Consider the following 17,011-nt stretch of genomic DNA (forward strand, 5'->3'; position numbering starts at 1 on the left):
GATCGGCTCGGGGATCGCAGGCAGCCGTCAGCGCCGGCGGGAGCGGCGGACGGTGTCGGCGGCGCGCTTGCCGTCCTCGCCGCCGACCGAGCGGACGACGGTGACGACACCCCACGCGCACACCGCCGCGATCAGCGCGAGTAGGGCGAGGTTCGCGGCCATCGCGGTCAGGACGCCGACCAGCAGCGGGCCGAAGTAGACGCCGGCCGCGACCGTCCCGGCACCGATCCCGGAGCCGAGCGCGATGCGCTGCACCGTGCGGTCCGGCGGCGCCTGATGCACGTGCTGATGGATGACCTGCGGCCCGCTGTACGGCTGCTGTGCGGCGGGCAGGTTGCTGGCGTAGGTGTAGGTGCCGTCCGGGAGTTGCACGACCCGGGGCACGTCAGGCAGCGATTCCATCGCGGGACCCTTCAGGGAAAGCGCACGGCGCGCACAAGCCGAGCGAGGGAGAGATGACGTAGCCGGCATCACGCCGGCAGACGGGGCAGACGCGGCGGGCGGCATTGGCCTTGGCCAGCGCCGCCCACCGCGCGGCTGTCATGGGCCGGACCGGCTTTGCCAGGTCGACCCGGTACAGGTAGGCGACCAGCGGGGGCCGCCGGCGGCGCGGGCGTTCGAGCTGTGCGGCGACGTCCTGACCGCCAGGCCGCAGGTTCCGGGCGCGGAGTTGGCGGCGGGTGGCGTAGCCGTCCGGGGCCAGGTGCCACCGGAACACCGGCAGCGCGGCCATCAGGCAACGCGCTTCCAGGACGCCCGTAGGCGCACCTCGGATGCGGAGTGGCCGGCCGCGCGGAAGCGGGTGGCCATCTCCCGGTACGACAACGGCGGCTGCTCACTCAGCCGGATCGCGTCCACCACGACGTCCAGGGCGTCATCGGTGAGCGCGGGACCGGACTCCAGCGCCGCAAGCGGCTCCGAGGGTCCCCAGACGGGTAGTTCCCAGGAGGGTGTGACGCCGGGCGTGACCCGTGCCGTCACGCTGGTCAGGGCGCGCCCGGTGCTCTCGCCCTTGCGGGCCGTCTCCAGCTTCGACCACGCATCGGCGAGGGTGTCGGCAGTCTGGGCCTGGACGCGTGCGACGCGCGCCCCTGCCTCCGTCACGGCCGTCAGCCGCGTCTCCTCCGTGGACGCTTCGGCCCGCAGGCGGGCGCGGGCCACGGCCGCGTCGTCGCGGGCGTCCTGCTGAATGCCCCGGATCATGTCCAGCGCCGCCGGGGTGAGGGCGGTGCGCTCCCACAGACCGTGGACCAGCCACAGGGCCTTCGCGGCGATCGGCAGCCACGCCACGGCCAGCCACGCGCCCCGCGACGTCGTGTCGGCGAGTAGGGCGTGCGTGACCAGGACCCCGGAGGCGACGGCGCCGAAGGACCAGCCGACGCCGGTCACGGCGTTGCTGTGGTCGCCCTGCGCGGCCAGCCGGCGCTCATAGGCGAGGGTGGCCAGCCATCCGCCGTCGATGCCCAACCCGACGACCAGGGCGACGCCCTTGGGCACCGACTCGCCCAGCCACATCACGACCACGGCCAGCGTGAGCACCATGGACACGGCCGTCATCGCGACGGCAGGCAGCACGGTCAGCAGGGACTTCGCGTTCAGGCGCCTCATGACGCCTCCCTTCGCGGTGTGGTGTGGGTGCCGGGGCGTCCGGTGCGCCGCCCGGCGGTCGTCGTGTGACGGGTCGTGAACGCGGCGGTCTGGCAGCCGCCCCCACCCCGCTTGGCCATGTACATGGCCTCATCCGCCAGCCGCAGCAGCGCCGGCAACTCCCGTCCGGCGCCCGCGGGCACGGCGCTGGAAAGGGCGCCACCGATGGACGCGCCGACCGTCAGACGGCGACCGTCGTGCCGGAACGGGGCGGTGATCTCGTCGTGCAGACCGCGCAGCAGCCACGACGACGCGATGGGGTCCGGCAGGACCACGGCGGCGGCGAACTCATCCCCACCCAGCCGGCCCGCAACCGCCGCGCGGTAGGGGGCGAGCGCTGCGGCCAGACTTCCGGCCGTGGCACGGATCGCGGTGTCACCAGCCGCGTGACCGTGGGTGTCATTGAGGGCCTTGAACCCGTCCAGGTCGACCAGAACCACGGCCACGTGCGGGTGCCGGGCCAGCAGCCGGGCGGCGCGGTGCTCGAACGCGTCCCGCGTCCACAGCCCCGAGAGCGGGTCATGCCGCGCGATCGACAACCGGCGGCGCATCCACACGCTGTGGACGCTCCAGCCGGCCGCTAATGGACCAGCGGCCGAGGCCATGTTCATCAGGCCGTTCACACCGCACCGCCGGCCGCGTCGAAGTGGAGGTAGGTGATCACCGGTTTCTTGGCGACCTGCTCGCGCAGGTAAGCGGTGTGCCAGCCAAGCCCCCAGTCGGCATCCGCGGGTTCACCCAGAACGCCGCTCAGGGCAACCACCGCGTCCAGTGCGCGGTCTTCCAGCACGCGCTGGAACGCTTCGTGGTCGCCGTAGGTGGCCGGGGAGGGGAGGTTGATGGCGTCCAGGAGGGCGGTCAGGAACTCGCGGGTGTCGTCGTTCACGCCGCACCGCCGGGCCGGCTCGCGGTGACGGTGCGGTTGGCCAGCTCCAGCCGGGCCGCCACCGCGCGGCGGCGGGCCCGGCGGATGCGCCGCTTGTCCAGCTCGGACGGGGCGCGGTCCAGGGTGGTGATGTACGCGTCCAGCAGGTCAACGTCCGCCAGGATCAGCGGCATCTCCCGCTCGATCGCGTCCAGTTCCGCGTTCGTCGGCTCCATGAAGTCGGCGAACGCGGTAACAGCCTCCTGAACAGTCACGATGTGGCTCATTGGGTCTTGTTCCTTCCAGTCAGGAACGGCCCGAACAGCGCCCCCGGAGTTGCACCTCCGGGGGCGCGCGCCGTTGAAGTCGGGTGATCCGGCTCCCCTCTGCGTCGCTCGTGCGAGACGAGCGACGGAGGCAACCGGCCCGCAGCCGATGAGCTGCGGAAACGTTCAATGTCGTGCAGGTGTCTCCTTCGGGAGCGCGCTCCCGTTTCAGGCGTATGGAGACGTGACCTTTCGGTCTCAAGCCCTCCGGATGACCAGGAGTCCGGGTCCCTCGGCCCGCTCTGTCCCGGGCCCCTAACCGCTTGCGGAGGACAGCCAAAGAGGGCTCCCTCCGCTTCGCTGTCCTAGGACTGCGAGCGGCCTGAGAAGAGAATGCATCGCAGTCCTAGGACTGTCAACTGTCCTAGGACTGTGTGCTTCACTTGGATCTGTCGGGAGGAGTCGACATGGCAGCGAAAGCGCCAAAGTGGCGGGAACTGGCGGACCGGTATGCCGGGCTGATCAGGAGCGGGGAGATTGCGCCTGACGAGCAGCTTCCGCAGATTCGGGAGCTTGTAGAGGCAGGCGAGGGCTCAAAGGAGACGGTCCACAAGGCCTACAAGACGCTGGAAGCAGAAGGGCTGGTCACGATGACCCGGGGGCGCGGCACCACTGTGCGCCCCCGGCCCCGACTCAAGCGAGTAGGCATCGACCGGTATGACAAAGCCAAATGGCGCGACGGCGATGAGGTCGCGTTCATCGCTGACCGCGTGGCGTCCGGGCGCTCGTACGACCGGAACGAGCAGACTCAGACGGTCAGCCGTGTGAAGGCGTCGGCCGTCGTGTCCGCCGCTTACGGTCTGCCTGAGGGCGCCGACGTCTACGCGCGGGCGCGCCTGGTCAAGGAGGGCACGCAGCCGACACACACCCTGACCAGCTACTACCGGCCCGAACACGTAGAAGGAACCCGCATCGTGAACCCTGCTCCGGGTCCGGCCGGACGGGGCGGCGGGTTCCGCGTCCTGTACGACGCTGGGTACGAGATCGACCACATGACCGAGGAATTGTTCGCGCGCGTGCCCACGGCCGAAGAGGCTCAGCTACTCCAACTCTCTCCGGGCGAGTGGGTGGTGGAGCTCCACCGGACGACGCGCACGGCAGATGGAACCGTGGTTGAGTTCGCCATCGGGGTGCACGCGGCGACACGGTTCGCATGGTCGTACGACTTCAAGGTGCCCGACTCGGCACAGACAGAGGTGGAGGGCGAGAGCAAGTGATCTCGGCTCAGGTGTGGGTGGACGCTCAGACACTGTGGGACTTCCAGCAGATGGGCCATCAGCCCCGTCCATGCTCTGTGGCTGTCGGTCTCGGCAGTCACGACCTGGGGGTGGCTGACACCACAGCGGAGCTGTACCACCGGGGCATGTTCCCGCTCGTCGTCTTCACCGGAGCGACCAGTCGTACGACTCAGGAGCGGATGCCGCGCGGCGAAGCCGAGCACTACCGCGAGCGCGCCGTAGAGCTGGGGGTGCCAGCGGAGGCGATCCTCGTGGAGCCCGAAGCGCGGAACACAGGAGACAACATCCGGTTTTCTCGCGAGGTCCTGGAAGAGGTGGGCGTGCCTGTCTCGTCCGTCCTGTTGGTCAGCAAGCCGTACGAGGAACGACGTTCGTACGCGACCGCCCGGAAGCTGTGGCCGGGTGTCGAGTGGGTGTGTGCGTCCACCCCCATGACGCTCACCGAGTACATCGACTCGATCGGAGACGCGCGCCTTGTACTCGACATGATGGTCGGCGCTCAGCAGCGACTCATGATCTACCCCCGGCAGGGGTTCATGATCGAGCAGGAGATTCCCGACGACGTCCGGGCCGCGTTCGAGCGGCTACGCAAAAGCGGCTTCACGAGCCGGCTCGTGCCGGAAACCGCAGGTCAGGCCTGATAGGACCGGCGACTGCTCCGTCTCAGTTTCCGTCTAGCGCAGATGCCCCCTCTGGACCCTGAGTTTTCAGAGCAGAGGGGGCTCATCGTTAACCCCGTGGGCGCTGACGACAGTTGTGAATTACCCGAACTGATCAGCCAGCGCCCGGATCAGCCGGGCTGGCGAAAGAAGAGGTCGAATGGGTCTGTCTGGCTACCCCCATGCACCACACATTTATCGAGCTCTAGTTCTCTATCGCACAGGGAAGCGACAAAATCTTTAGAGTCTCTCCATTCCGCATTCAGCTGCCGCCCGAAGGCGAGGCCCACGACAGAGGTCGCCCCGCTACGCTTCAGGGCATGAGCGGCGCTTGCCATAGAGCCACCAGTCGTGAAGGTATCGTCAAACAGCAGAACCCTCTTGCCTTCGACAACTGGCTTAGCTGTGAATAGATCCGGTACTATTTTCCCGCGTCGAGTCCCGGCTTTCGAAGCGTCATTTTTCACTAAGATGTCACTGGCCCACTCGGAGGAAAAACCTCGAATGTGGCCGATAAGCGCATCCAGATGACTTACTCCGCCACGTGTAGACGAGTGCGATGGCGTCACTATCTTCAAATCGAACGCGCCGCCATAAAACCCTTCGATGCATTCAAGGTGGCGCCTCAGAAACGTAAATAGAAGCGACCCTAATGGCAACCTCAGCCAAGCGTCAGGAGGTTCATTCTTCGAGCACCCGAGCACGCCTTCGAGGCCGTCATGGATGGAGTAGCATATGGGAACAAAACCATCCAATACGGTCGAAACTGTATGGCGACATTCATAGCAGCGCTCGTAGGGCGTGCCCAGGGCACCGATCCGCGTCGGTGCCCGGCATAAGGAGCACGTGCCTACGTCATCAGGCAAGGCCGATGGAGCAACGTGCTGCTCTTGCAGCCACCCGACCCAATCCGCAGTAGTCCAACCACGATCATTGGGCCGCTTGAAACGGCGATACGGCAACCCAGCCCCCTCTGACAGTCAACTCCCCATCAGAGGGTATGCACACCGTCCGATGATGGGCAATCACTTAGCGTCAAACACGAGCTGAGCGGGGGGCTGAATCTGCCTTGAGCGGACAGGAGTCTCAAGTTTTTCGAGCATCTGTTCGGCGCTGGCGACAGGAGTGGCGCGCCCATCCTCGACCATCTTTCGAGCCCATGGCTGCTGATCTACGAGGGATTCCAGCAGCATCACGTGTCGCCCTTGCTCTGCTGCCACTCGCGCCTGCATCTTGGCGCCCGAGGTTCCCGACGCCTCAATAACAACACTGCCCAGACTCATCCCCGACGTGACGTGATTCCTTCGAGGGAAGGTGTCGCGCCCCGGGGAACGCGAGGGCCAAAACTGCGACACGATTAGCCCTTGCTCTGCGATTTCCTCGGCAAGACTTGAGTTTTCCTTGGGATAGCACTTGGTGATCCCGGTACCGATCACGGCGACGGTGCGGCGCCCGAAATGGAGAGCCGTTCGGTGTGCTTCCGTATCTACACCGCGAGCAAGCCCGGACGAAATCGTGTAGCCAGCTTCGCTGAGCTCACGTGAAACCCGTCGGGCGCGCGAAAGGCCCAGATCCGTCGCGTTCCGTGTTCCGACGACTGCGACTGAGCGTGAATCAGCCTGATGATCAAGCTTCCCTCGGTAGAAGAGGAAAGGGGGAAGATCCGTCAAGGTGCGTAGGTTCTCGGGGTACTCGGGGTCGAGTACTGTAACCAGCTCGGCGTCGACACTCGAAGCCTGCTCCAACTCACCTTCGACTCGCGCAAAATGCTGACTCAGAGGGAGTTCTGCCAGCCCCTTCCGCAGCAGTGGAAGAGCCTTGCGTGCAACAGCCGTCTCCTCGGGGATGAATCCCTCGCACAGGCTGTCGAGGTGGCCTCGTAGCGCGCACCGAGCAAGGAGTGACCAATCGACACTCGTGCTGTCTATGCGCAGTGTGCAGAGCGCTAACAAGCGCATCTGTGCTTCATCGATCATCTCTGTCTCCTTCTACTCAAAGATCACTGTTCGAAGGATCGATGACTGAAAGTCTATCGGCCCGCTACCGTCCGCTGCTACAGCTTCGAAGTCACAGAATGCTCAGGACGCTATAACCGCCAGATGACCTGCACCAATCAAGTTAAAGTCGTCTACGACACGTCAGGCCGGCCACTCGAACGAGTCAATCCACCTCCTGTGACGTGGTCTCGATCACCCGAGGACCGCTCACGTCCGCGGCCGTCTGCACCGGGCAGTGTTGCCAGCTCAGCCACCCGTGCAACTCGCGTGGGAAACCTCGCTCCCCGTATCTGACGGCACTCGTTGACGGCAACACCGGCACACCCTGCCGCACCAGGGGGACCGGCCCTACTCCACCTACCTCAGCGGGCAGAGCGTCGCGCGAAGCGTGTGGGATCTGCCCGGCCGAGCGAATTAGATCCTCTGTGGGCCATGTGTGGGCCAGCCGAGGCACCCCCGGTGCATGGCTTGCCGTTTCAGCAGGCCAGCGGGGTCGGGGCTGGTGCAACCGCAACGCTCTTGAACGCCGTTCCTGTGAAGTGCCGGCGCCTACCCCACGAGTAGACGCCGGCACGCGTAAGTCAATCGAGCATCGCCTCATGGAGGCGTCGTGCTGTAGCAGCGAGCAGGCGCCGGAGCTTCTCCTTGTTCGCGCCGTAGGTCTTGAGGGCGTGGCAGTTGGGGCACAAGGCGATCATGTTCGAAGGGACATCGGGTCCCTCCTTGGCGAGGTCTTTGACGTGGTCGACCTGCAAGATTGGCAGGCCGGCTGTGGTCAGCTCGGTGGGGTGGCCTGCGCATTGAGGGCTTTCGCACCTACCGCGGCAGCGCTTGATGACTGCAGCTCGCGCGCTGGGGTCGCGGACGTACTTGTCGGCCAGGGTCGGCTTCTTCATCTGGCCGCGCCGCTCAGCGTTCGACTCGGCCTTCTGCGCCAGACGCCGATACGCATCCTCGTCGCTCTCCTCGCCGCTGGGGGCTTCGAGGTCGAGGTCGCTGGGACGGTAGTCGCCGGTGTCGTCGTGGAGCTCCCCTGTATCGGCGTCCAGCGCTTCGAGCACTTCGGCGGGCCAGGTCTCCCGCTCCGGGGAAGGGACAGGCGCCAGCACCCAAAGGAACTCACGACGGGGCAGCTTGTCTTCTCCCACGCCCCACCGCAGTCGGCGTTGCACGATCACGGCCCAGGTTTCGAAGCTGAACTGTCCCTGGAACGGCTTGTGCCAGTAGCGCAGCGGGCGACCAGCCGTTTGATGTTCGGCCATGAGCTCGTTGCCGTCAGTGAGCTTCTGGTCGCCAGATAGACCGTCGCCCACGTAGGCGATCCAGTTGGTGTCCGGGATACGCCCATCGGCGTAAGGCCCCTTGTCGTCCGAGAAGGCGCTCAGGATGCCATCGGCGAGGCAGCCGATTCCTGCCATCTTCTGACCGCCATAGGCCCGCCAAATGGCGTCCCGATCCTTGAACGTTTCCCCAAGCAGCGGGCGCAGAGCATCCGGCCACCTGCCGGCGAGCAACTCGTGGAGGCCGAAGTCTTCGAGCAAGCCTGTTGGAAGGGGATGGAAGTAGCGCAGGATCAGTCCGGCAGCCGCGGATGCCGCGGCATCCGGATGCGAGCGGAGCAGGTGGTAGTCATCCTCGCGCAGACCGCCAAGGGGATTGACCTCATTCAAAGACTCCAGTGTCGGGCGCCGCCCCCGACTGGTCAGGTTGAGTTCCTGCCCCTGCTCGATGGTCCACAGCTCATCGCGAACAAGTGCCCAGAACGGGTAACGGGCCCCGTCCACACCGTCTTCCACCTGGCCGTACTTCACCAGCAGAGGTGCGACAGCATCACGTGTGGCTGCCCATGGCTGCATGCGGGGTGCTCCGGCCAGAGCCTGGCCGATAGCCCAGAGCAGAAGAACGGGACGATGCAGGGCTGGCCCCGTCGCACGTCGAGCCGGCCGGACGTCTCCCACGCGCCTGTGAAAGGTCTTGGGGGGCTCCACCACGGTGAAGCCCTCCCTCCGGAGCCACGCCACTGCATGCTTGAGGCCCCCGCTGAGCCCCGGAGAGGAGGGCTTGAGCGCTACGCCGAAGTCGTACTTGTGGGCGACACCAGCTATCGCCTTCGAGTCGTACAGGTTCCCCTCGTGCTCCAGGAGATAGGTAGCCGCGGCGCGGAAGCCGTAGGTGTCCCGGAACGCCTCCGGGCCGATCCGGTCGTGCTCCGCAATCGCCTGCAGGATGCCCGCACGAGTGATCTCAGAAGGTGCCATGCGCGACACCGTAGATCACAGCACTGACAGCGCAGTTGGCGGATCGGTGCGGCTCGACTGTGCTGGCCAGGTGCTAGCTCTCAACCGCCTTGCGCGGGCGGCCGCGACGGTTAGCCGACCGCAGGCCGAGGTGCACAAGTGTTTTCACGTGGTACATCTCCTTGAAGGCAGCTTCACGCGTCAGCTCCTTCAACACCCTCTCCGTGGCGGCCTCATAGTTCGTCCGTGCGCCGCCGGCAGTGGTCGGTGACCAGATGACGTTGCCGTCTGAATCCGTCCCCTTCTCGAAGCGGACGAGGGTGTCCTCGAAGAGGAGATGCTGCATCCTCTCTGCGCCGTCCACCTTGCGGATCTTGCCTTCGGATCGGCCCCATGGGAGCTCTGCGAGCGCATCGATGACGTCGTTCAGCGGGACACCGCAGAACCGTGCAGCGCCAAGGACGCCACCGATCACGTACAGGCCAGCTGGGGATCCGTGCAGATACTCCGCGCGGAACTGCTTGGGCGACAGGCCCGCCCCGTCCGGGGAACGGCGGAGCTCCTTCCAGCCGGGAACCCTTTCATACGCGTAATCGAGAGCGGTCACAGTTTCGGTGACGACGGTCTCCAATTCGTCGTTGAGGTTGCCGCTTGATCCGGCACGCTCCTCGAGTACCTTGCGCACGTTCGCCTCGCGCGCATCGGGAGTGCGGTCCCTGAAGCCGACCAGGGTGGCGGTGGTGAACCCTCGCATGTGAGCGGTCGAGTACAGCGACTCCTCGCGTGCGGCGGAGCGCAGGTAGACGAGACGAGCGGGTTCGTCGGTGAGGAGTCGTGCACGGCGTCCTACCTGTGTACCGAGCCGATTCGCGTACGAACTCTGGTCAAGAGCCGTCATGAGTGCTGGGGAGATTGGCTTTGTCATCCCCGCCACCACGAACATCCTCGTGACCTCGTCCCGATCGCTCTGCACGAGTACCTGGACGGGGGCGGCACTCGCCTTCAGAACGCCCTCCTTCTTCTGGTCCTCGCCGAAGGAGGCGCCCTTGACCCGATCCCAGACTCGGGCGAGTGCCTCCAGTGTGTGCTGCCCGTTCTCGATGTGCATGGGCGTGCCTTGGTAGACCGTGAACATGCCGAACTCGACGCCGGGAGAGATGGAGTTGAAGCGCTTCCAGCGGTAGGTCTTCTCGCCGTCGATGTCCTTCGGGATGGCGAGCTGGATCTGTTGAATCGGGGTGTCGGGGCGGTCGTAGAGCCCGTTCGCGATCTTCTCCACGTGCTTGAAGTCGATAGGACGGTTGCCGTACTCCTCATCATCAAGATCGAAGTCTTTGCGGACGATCACGCCCGACTCTGTGCGCGCCCTGAGCTCCACGAGGGCCGGCACGGGATGAACGAAGTTGAACGACGGCATGTCGCCGATCATGGTCAGGAACGCCGGAGTCCTGAACGAGACTGGGCGCATGTCCTCGCCCTCCGTCATCGCCTGAATGTCCGCCTCGGATGTCATCAGCTTGTCCTTCGAAGATTTTGCCAGGCGATTTTTTTTCAGCCCGCCACGCGCGCGTCGCGAGCGTAATCTTGCGCTGTGCTGCTATGCAACCACTCTGGTGTCCGAGGGTGGCTGTCTTGCACCGCCTGATGGTCGCAGATGTTGAATCTCTGCAGCTCAGGCATGGTGTTGGGGTCGCTCCATGAAGGAATGGTGGAGCTTCGAAACGGGGTCGCCTGGAGGAGTCAGGGGGGCGAGGCGGGCGTAGTCCTCCGGCGCCACGCGCGAGCGGGGGCGGAGATCTACGACCTTGGGTAGTTGCGGCACCTCACCCGCTGTGACTACGCTCCGCTCGTGAGCCAGGCGCCCGGTGAAAAAATCGCCTGGCGAAAAACGAGAGGGCCGGGAGAACCCCGGATGTTTCTCGTGGCTCACACCGACGCGGTCGCCGAGGGCGGAACCCACTACGGCGTCGCGATGGATCCAGATGTTGCTGGTGGGACCGCGCCCCAAGTCCTCGAAAACTGAAACGCGGCCCACCCAGAGCCCTCGAAAGGACCCCAATGTCAGTAGACAGGAACTCACCCCCGCCCGACAACCATGGCGAGGACCGGCCGCCCGACGACCGTGAGGGGCAGCGGGCGGTGATGAAGGCGGCGGCCCAGCTCCTGGGGGTTGCCATCGCTCTCGCCCTCATTGACACCCAGATCCCGCTGGATCTCGGGGAGTACTTCGCCAGCATCCTGAGTGTCTACGGCGCTTACCTGCTGGCCCGTATGGGCGGTCCCGAGCCGCCGGCTGGTGGTCTGCTGGTGGCATAGCGGGAGCTTTTAAGAAGTTCGTCCTGGCGCGGTTGGGCCGGCTAGCCGCACGGCGCCCACGGTCGTGATTCCCCCAGGTGTCCCCCGAGGGGCGCTCCGTTGCCCTTCTTGCCAGGTGAGGCAGCTCGGAAGCGGCCCGCTGTAAATCTGCCGGTTTTACCTTCCCAGGTTCGAATCCTGGCGCCGCCACTTTGGGGAAGACCCCCTCTGCACTGTGGAAACACAGTGCAGAGGGGGTCTTTTTTGTTGCGTCGCGGGCGTGCCAGGAGTGGGCGGCGTGACGTGGCCCACAGGGGTGAGGCGTCGCTCCCGGGGTCCGGCGGGGCGGCCCGCACTCGTGCCGGTGCGAGGGGCCTGCGGATCCTCGGACCGGCCGCCCGGGACCCCTGTGGCCCGATATGCGCGGCGTGCGCCGGGGCACACTGGGATCATGTCCTCCCGACGCAGAACCTGTCCGGTGTGCCGCCGCGAAATCGCCGTCGTCGCGGGCCGCTTCGCGCGGCACGACCCGCCCGGGGCGCGGGACACCGGCGACCTCGTCTCCTGCTCCGGATCCCGGCGGCAGGCCGAACTCGGCGCGGCCCAGTCGTCCTTGGACGGGTATGCCGTGCCGGACTTTCCGGGGCAGCTGCCGCTGTTCTGAGGACCGGGCCCGGCCGTCGGCACCGTCACGATGCGCAACGGCCGGGCGGTGCGCTCAGTTCCCGGCCACCGACTTCACGGCGACCGTGACCGGCGTCGAGCCGCCGATCAGTTCCAGGGTCAGACCGGCCGTCGCCGAGGTGTCCACCAACTCCGCGAGCACGGCGGCCACATCGTCACGGGTGACCGGCCCGCGTCCGGTGTGGGCCTCCAGCCGGACCAGGCCCGTGCCCGGCTCGTCCGTCAGCTGGCCGGGGCGCAGGATCGTCCAGTCCAGGGCGGTCTGCCGGGCGACGTAGGCGTCGGCCTCGCCCTTGGCCCGCAGGTAGACGTCGAAGACGTCGTCACCGGGGTGTGCCGGGTCCGCGCGGATCGCCGACACGATCACGAGACGGCGTACGCCCGCGCGTACCGCCGCGTCCACGAACAGCACCGCCGCGTCCTTGTCCACCGTCTCCTTGCGGGCCGTGCCGCTGCCCGGTCCCGCGCCCGCCGCGAACACCGCCGCGTCGGCACCCCGCAACTGCGCCGCGACCTCCTCGACCGACGCCGACTCCAGGTCGAGCAGCACCGGTTCGGCACCGGCCGCCCGCAGATCGTCGCTCTGCTCGGCGTTGCGGATGATCCCCGCGACCTCGTCCCCGCGCGCGGAGAGCAGCCGCTCCAACCGCAGCGCGATCTGACCATGACCACCAGCGATGACAATGCGCATGTCTCCGACCGTACGCCCGAAGCCCCGCATCCGCCGCACGACTTCACGCGCCCCGCGCGCCCGCGCCAACCCCGTGAACTGCCCCGGAACCGCCTCGGATGCGTCCAGGAAGCACCGTGAGCGCCCCGCCGGGTTCGAGTCACCTCACGGACGCGCCCGCCCGTACCGCGCCACCAAGGCGCCGCGCCCTCCCACGGCACCGCACCCCTCACGCAGGCACCCCGCAGCCCTCACGTCAGGACTCCGCACCCCTCGTGCCGGCACCCCGCAGCCCTCACGTCAGGACACCGCGCCCCTCACGACACCTCGCCCCGCCCCTGCCGTGGCAGCCCCAGTTCCGACGTGGCCGCCGAGTTGCAGTACTCGCGGACCGCGCTCGTGCGTGCCACCACGCGCCCCCGGTGCACCACGATCCGGCTGTACGCGAGTGAGAGGGCGCCGGCCAGGTGGTCGCCGCGTACGGCGAGGAGTTCGGCGGGGAAGCCGGCCTCGACGCGGACCTCGGGAAGGCCCAGGGCGGCGCGGGCCGACGTGCTCACGGCGTCGTAGGCGTCCTCGGGACGCAGGCCGTGCCGGGAGGCCAGCAAGTAGGCGGCCTCCAGCGGATCGCCACGGCCCACGGGGTTCGACAGGTCGCGCAGGGCGCCGCTGCCCGCGGCCACCCGCACCCCGGCCGCGCGCAGCAGCCGTACCGGAGCCGTGCCGCGGCGGTCGACGGAGCCGCAGCCGCCCTGGGGCAGGCACACCACCGTGACACCGGCCGCGGCCAGCTGGTCGGCGACCCGGGTGACCGCCTCCGCGGGCAGGCGCGCGAGCCCGGCGCACGGGCCGAGCGTCACGCCGGGGCGCATGCCGCCGGAGATCGCCGCGAGCCTCGCCAACCGGGCCGGATCGACGGCGTCGGTGTGCAGGTCGACCGGGCAGCCGTGCTCGGAGGCCACCTCCAGGACGGCCTCCGCGTAGCCCGTGGGATCCGGGTCCAGGTCCGGACAGCCGCCCAGTACCGACGCGCCCATCTTCGCGGCGTCCCGCAGCAGCGCCAGCCCCTCGGCGCCGGCCACTCCGGTCAGCACGCGCGGCATCGCGACCGCCGTCAGCTCGGCGAGCCCGCGCAGCGAACGGCGTGCCTGCAGAACGGCGGCGAGGGCGGCAAGCCCCTGGACGTCGCCCACGCGCACGTGCGCGCGTACCGCCGTGGCACCGTGGCCGAGTTGCAGCAGGGCGGCCTCGGTGGCGCGGCGCTGGACGTCGTCGGAGTCGTAGGGGACGGGGCCGTCGTGGTCGGCGGAGAGCGCGGTGTCGCCGTGGGCGTGCGGCTCGGCCGGAGCGGGCAGCAGGAGGTAGCCGCTGAGGTCCACGCGCGCGCCGCCCGTGCGGGCCGGACCCGGTGCCAGGCTGCCGGCCGTACCGACCGCCTCGATGCGCCCGCCGCCCAGCCGTACGTCCACGGTGCGGCCGTCGGTGAGCCGTGCCCCGGACAGCAGGAGTCCGGTCGGCTCGGACTGGCCCGAGGAGCCCGGGGAGTTGGACGACGACGAGGGCGGCTGCGGCTGGCTGTCTGGCATCGCGCTCCAGGGAGGTCGGTCCGGGCCGGGGGGACTCAAGATCACGCAGAGTGAGTCGAGCCTAGGGTGGCGAACCGTGCGCGGCGGGGAGGAGCGCAATAGTCGTACCGGCCTCGTCGGACCCGTCGGGAACGGTTCCACGCGCGCGCGTGACGAGCGCCGGAAGCGGCTCCGGAGGCTGCTGTGGGCCGGGTGGAACGGGCCCGGCGGAGCGGCGGGAAACGGATTTGGGTGAACGGCTGCCGAGCGTGTAATGTCTTCATCGCTCGCCCCAATAGCTCAGTCGGCAGAGCGTCTCCATGGTAAGGAGAAGGTCAACGGTTCGATTCCGTTTTGGGGCTCTGGTGTGAGAGGTCCCGTCGCAAGGCGGGACTGATCTCATCAAAGCGGTGTAGCTCAGTCGGTAGAGCAAGCGGCTCATAATCGCTGTGTCACCGGTTCAAGTCCGGTCACCGCTACTGACAGTAGCCGATTGCGGGGTCGGTCCTTCGATCGGCTACTCTTTTTGCGTTGAATCAGTCCATCCGTTCGTCTTAGGAGCACTCACGTGGCTGCCACCGACGTCCGCCCGAAGATCACGCTGGCCTGCGTGGAGTGCAAGGAGCGGAACTACATCACCAAGAAGAACCGGCGTAACAACCCGGACCGTCTTGAGATGAAGAAGCACTGCCCGCGTTGCAACGCGCACACCGCGCACCGCGAAACGCGATAATTTCAGGCTCGTTCGTGAGGCCGTCCCCGACTCGGGGGCGGCCTCACGGCGTTTCCACGACCGGCTTTCCCGCTAGTTTGTGGGACATCACAGCAGACATCAGGAGGTGCCGGGCCAATGGCGCTCGACCAGTCCTTCGTGGGACGGACCTACCCACCCACCGAGCCCTATGAGGTGGGCCGGGAGAAGATCCGTGAGTTCGCCGAGGCGGTCGGCGACACCAACCCCGTGTACACGGACCCGGAGGCCGCCAAGGCGCTCGGCCACTCCGACGTGATCGCTCCGCCGACCTTCGTCTTCTCGATCACCTTCCGGGCCGCCGGACAGGTCGTCGAGGACCCGCAGCTGGGCCTGGACTACAGCCGGGTGGTGCACGGCGACCAGAAGTTCACCTACCGCCGTCCGGTGCGGGCCGGCGACCGGCTGACCGTCGTCTCCACCATCGAGGCCATCAAGTCCCTCGCGGGCAACGACATCCTCGACATCCGTGGCGACGTCCACGACGAGACGGGCGAACTCGTGGTGAGCGCCGTCACCAAGCTGGTGGCCCGCGCCGCCGACGCGGCAGAAGGCGAGGCGTGAGGATCCGATGACGTCGAAGATCGCGTACGAGGACGTCGAGGTCGGCACCGAGCTGCCCGCCCAGACCTTTCCCGTGACCCGCGCCACACTGGTGCGGTACGCGGGCGCCTCCGGGGACTTCAACCCCATCCACTGGAACGAGAAGTTCGCCAAGGAGGTGGGCCTGCCGGACGTCATCGCGCACGGCATGTTCACCATGGCCGAGGCGATCCGCGTGGTCACCGACTGGACCGGCGACCCGGGCGCGGTCACCGAGTACGGCGTCCGCTTCACCCGGCCCGTGGTCGTCCCGAACGACGACCAGGGCGCCCTGATCGAGGTCAGCGGCAAGGTCGCGGCCAAGCTCGACGACAACACCGTGCGCGTCGACCTGACGGCGACGAGCGCGGGCCAGAAGGTGCTGGGCATGTCACGGGCGGTCGTGCGACTGGCCTGAGCCGGGTGTGACCCGCGGGGGTGGGCGTGACTGACCCGGCCGGGCGGGCCGGACCTGGGCCGGGCATGACCCGCCGGGCCGGGCGTGACTGACCTGGGCCGGGCGGGCCTCACCGGTCCGAGAGCCTCACGGGTCTCCATGGCCGGGCCCGGCCTGGGGGGCCTGGGGCATCCCCGGCCGGCGCCAGGGGCAGGGGCAGCGGCACGGATCCCGACCGGTGAGTAAGGGGCGTTCTCCGTTGCGAGGCGCCCCTTACGTGCAGGCGCCCCCCTACCCGCCGAACGGCCGAGCAGGGCACCGGGTTCCGCGCTTCCGGCCCCCCTTGACTTGGTTAGTGATTGAGTACTAACTTTCTCGCATGGTCAGGATGAGTGCTGAGGAACGGCGCGAGAGTGTCGTCCGCGCGGCGATCACCGAGTTCTCGCAGAGGGGCTACTACGGCACCTCCACCGAGGCGATCGCCAGGCGGGTCGGTGTGTCGCAGCCGTACCTCTTCCGGCTCTTCCCGGGCAAGAAGGCGATGTTCGCCGCCGCCTCGCAGCGCTGCATCGACGAGATGTGCGAGCTGTTCGAGGGGGCGGCCCAGGGGGTGCGGGGCGAAGAGGCCATGCATGCCATGGGCGACGCGTACGTGCGGCTGATCCAGGAGCGCCCGGAGTGGCTCCAGATGCAGATGCAGACGTACATCACGGTCGCGGCCGCGGACGCGGAGGGCGAGCACGAGTTCGGCGACCTGGTGCGGACCGGCTGGGGGCGCCTGTGGGACACCGTCCACCTGCTCACGGGTGCCGACGTCGACCGCACCACGACCTTCCTGGCCAAGGGGATGCTCATCAACACCTACGCGGCCATGGGCTTTCCGCCCGAGCACCGGGTCTGGCAAGGGATGTACGAGAAGATCTCGATCACGGAGCGGCTGCGCGACTGCGTCACCGGCGGCGATGCCGACGCCGGTGACGGTGACGCCGGCCACGACGGCTGAGGGGGCGGGCCGCCGCTCCGGCTCGGGCCGTACCCTGCGTTCAAAATTTAGTGATCAATAACTAACCACCTCCACCTTCATCTTCACCTTCACCT

Annotated in this window: 20 protein-coding genes and 2 tRNA genes; 10 read left to right on the forward strand and 12 right to left on the reverse strand. The window is 67.6% G+C overall.

Annotated features, from left to right (window positions below):
* Window positions 1-27 precede the first annotated feature (27 nt).
* Genes ACIQOE_RS14740 through ACIQOE_RS14765 form a run of 6 tightly spaced genes read right to left on the reverse strand, consistent with a single transcriptional unit; the run spans window position 28 to window position 2,799 of the window.
* Window positions 28-402, reverse strand: coding sequence for a DUF6251 family protein (locus ACIQOE_RS14740; RefSeq protein WP_401411793.1), 375 nt, complete (start codon window positions 400-402; stop codon window positions 28-30).
* Entirely contained in the window at window positions 386-733 is a 348-nt protein-coding gene (locus tag ACIQOE_RS14745; protein ID WP_401411795.1) for an RRQRL motif-containing zinc-binding protein, read from the reverse strand. The genes ACIQOE_RS14740 and ACIQOE_RS14745 overlap by 17 nt, the downstream gene beginning before the upstream one ends.
* Window positions 733-1,608, reverse strand: coding sequence for a protein spdB (locus tag ACIQOE_RS14750; RefSeq protein WP_401411797.1), 876 nt, complete (start codon window positions 1,606-1,608; stop codon window positions 733-735). Before ACIQOE_RS14750 ends, ACIQOE_RS14745 begins: the two co-directional genes overlap by 1 nt.
* Window positions 1,605-2,252, reverse strand: coding sequence for a GGDEF domain-containing protein (locus tag ACIQOE_RS14755; RefSeq protein WP_401411799.1), 648 nt, complete (start codon window positions 2,250-2,252; stop codon window positions 1,605-1,607). Before ACIQOE_RS14755 ends, ACIQOE_RS14750 begins: the two co-directional genes overlap by 4 nt.
* Window positions 2,253-2,266: 14 nt before the next feature.
* On the reverse strand, window positions 2,267-2,533 hold the full coding sequence (locus tag ACIQOE_RS14760) for a hypothetical protein (protein ID WP_401411801.1): 267 nt from the start codon (window positions 2,531-2,533) through the stop codon (window positions 2,267-2,269).
* Window positions 2,530-2,799 carry a DUF6284 family protein gene (locus ACIQOE_RS14765; protein ID WP_401411803.1) on the reverse strand — a complete coding sequence of 90 codons (270 nt, stop codon included), beginning with the start codon at window positions 2,797-2,799 and terminating at the stop codon, window positions 2,530-2,532. The genes ACIQOE_RS14760 and ACIQOE_RS14765 overlap by 4 nt, the downstream gene beginning before the upstream one ends.
* A gap of 446 nt (window positions 2,800-3,245) precedes the next feature.
* Between ACIQOE_RS14765 and ACIQOE_RS14770 the strand changes: the two genes are divergently transcribed.
* Both ACIQOE_RS14770 and ACIQOE_RS14775 read left to right on the forward strand, forming a co-directional pair.
* Window positions 3,246-4,055 (forward strand): GntR family transcriptional regulator, encoded by an 810-nt coding sequence (locus ACIQOE_RS14770; RefSeq protein WP_401411805.1) that lies wholly within the window; start codon window positions 3,246-3,248, stop codon window positions 4,053-4,055.
* Window positions 4,052-4,717, forward strand: coding sequence for a YdcF family protein (locus ACIQOE_RS14775; RefSeq protein ID WP_401411807.1), 666 nt, complete (start codon window positions 4,052-4,054; stop codon window positions 4,715-4,717). Before ACIQOE_RS14770 ends, ACIQOE_RS14775 begins: the two co-directional genes overlap by 4 nt.
* Before the next feature lie 149 nt (window positions 4,718-4,866).
* Here ACIQOE_RS14775 and ACIQOE_RS14780 read toward each other — a convergent pair whose 3' ends face one another.
* The 4 genes from ACIQOE_RS14780 to ACIQOE_RS14795 all read right to left on the reverse strand — a co-directional run bounded on the left by ACIQOE_RS14780 (window position 4,867) and on the right by ACIQOE_RS14795 (window position 10,482).
* Complete coding sequence (locus ACIQOE_RS14780) at window positions 4,867-5,439, reverse strand: phosphoribosyltransferase family protein (RefSeq protein WP_401412517.1); 573 nt, start codon at window positions 5,437-5,439, stop codon at window positions 4,867-4,869.
* Window positions 5,440-5,760: 321 nt separating this feature from the next.
* A complete protein-coding gene (locus ACIQOE_RS14785; RefSeq protein ID WP_401411809.1) occupies window positions 5,761-6,711 on the reverse strand; it encodes a DNA-processing protein DprA in 951 nt (316 codons plus the stop codon).
* Between the two features lie 602 nt (window positions 6,712-7,313).
* On the reverse strand, window positions 7,314-8,990 hold the full coding sequence (locus tag ACIQOE_RS14790; protein ID WP_401411811.1) for an HNH endonuclease: 1,677 nt from the start codon (window positions 8,988-8,990) through the stop codon (window positions 7,314-7,316).
* A gap of 73 nt (window positions 8,991-9,063) precedes the next feature.
* Window positions 9,064-10,482, reverse strand: coding sequence for a DNA sulfur modification protein DndB (locus tag ACIQOE_RS14795; protein ID WP_401411813.1), 1,419 nt, complete (start codon window positions 10,480-10,482; stop codon window positions 9,064-9,066).
* 545 nt (window positions 10,483-11,027) lie between these two features.
* Between ACIQOE_RS14795 and ACIQOE_RS14800 the strand changes: the two genes are divergently transcribed.
* Both ACIQOE_RS14800 and ACIQOE_RS14805 read left to right on the forward strand, forming a co-directional pair.
* Complete coding sequence (locus ACIQOE_RS14800; RefSeq protein ID WP_401411815.1) at window positions 11,028-11,285, forward strand: hypothetical protein; 258 nt, start codon at window positions 11,028-11,030, stop codon at window positions 11,283-11,285.
* 430 nt (window positions 11,286-11,715) lie between these two features.
* Window positions 11,716-11,928 (forward strand): hypothetical protein, encoded by a 213-nt coding sequence (locus ACIQOE_RS14805; RefSeq protein WP_401411817.1) that lies wholly within the window; start codon window positions 11,716-11,718, stop codon window positions 11,926-11,928.
* Window positions 11,929-11,982: 54 nt separating this feature from the next.
* Here ACIQOE_RS14805 and ACIQOE_RS14810 read toward each other — a convergent pair whose 3' ends face one another.
* The gene (locus ACIQOE_RS14810) at window positions 11,983-12,639 is read right to left on the reverse strand and encodes an SDR family oxidoreductase (RefSeq protein ID WP_351937524.1); all 657 of its coding nucleotides are present in this window, start codon (window positions 12,637-12,639) and stop codon (window positions 11,983-11,985) included.
* Between the two features lie 296 nt (window positions 12,640-12,935).
* Window positions 12,936-14,204: an amidohydrolase family protein gene (locus tag ACIQOE_RS14815; RefSeq protein WP_363014831.1), complete on the reverse strand. Its 1,269-nt coding sequence runs from the start codon at window positions 14,202-14,204 to the stop codon at window positions 12,936-12,938.
* Window positions 14,205-14,472: 268 nt separating this feature from the next.
* Here ACIQOE_RS14815 and ACIQOE_RS14820 point away from each other — a divergent pair.
* The 6 genes from ACIQOE_RS14820 (at window position 14,473) to ACIQOE_RS14845 (ending at window position 16,916) form a co-directional block, all read left to right on the forward strand.
* Window positions 14,473-14,545: transfer RNA gene (locus ACIQOE_RS14820), tRNA-Thr, on the forward strand.
* Between the two features lie 44 nt (window positions 14,546-14,589).
* A tRNA-Met gene (locus tag ACIQOE_RS14825) sits at window positions 14,590-14,662 on the forward strand.
* Between the two features lie 89 nt (window positions 14,663-14,751).
* Entirely contained in the window at window positions 14,752-14,916 is a 165-nt protein-coding gene (rpmG, locus tag ACIQOE_RS14830) for a 50S ribosomal protein L33 (protein WP_003948671.1), read from the forward strand.
* A gap of 117 nt (window positions 14,917-15,033) precedes the next feature.
* Entirely contained in the window at window positions 15,034-15,498 is a 465-nt protein-coding gene (locus tag ACIQOE_RS14835; protein WP_365570556.1) for a MaoC family dehydratase N-terminal domain-containing protein, read from the forward strand.
* A 7-nt stretch (window positions 15,499-15,505) separates the two neighbouring features.
* Window positions 15,506-15,934 (forward strand): MaoC family dehydratase, encoded by a 429-nt coding sequence (locus ACIQOE_RS14840; RefSeq protein ID WP_351937526.1) that lies wholly within the window; start codon window positions 15,506-15,508, stop codon window positions 15,932-15,934.
* Between the two features lie 358 nt (window positions 15,935-16,292).
* Entirely contained in the window at window positions 16,293-16,916 is a 624-nt protein-coding gene (locus ACIQOE_RS14845) for a helix-turn-helix domain-containing protein (RefSeq protein ID WP_365554887.1), read from the forward strand.
* Window positions 16,917-17,011 lie beyond the last annotated feature (95 nt).

It is taken from the genome of Streptomyces sp. NPDC091282 (assembly GCF_044757385.1).
Lineage (GTDB): Bacteria > Actinomycetota > Actinomycetes > Streptomycetales > Streptomycetaceae > Streptomyces > Streptomyces gramineus.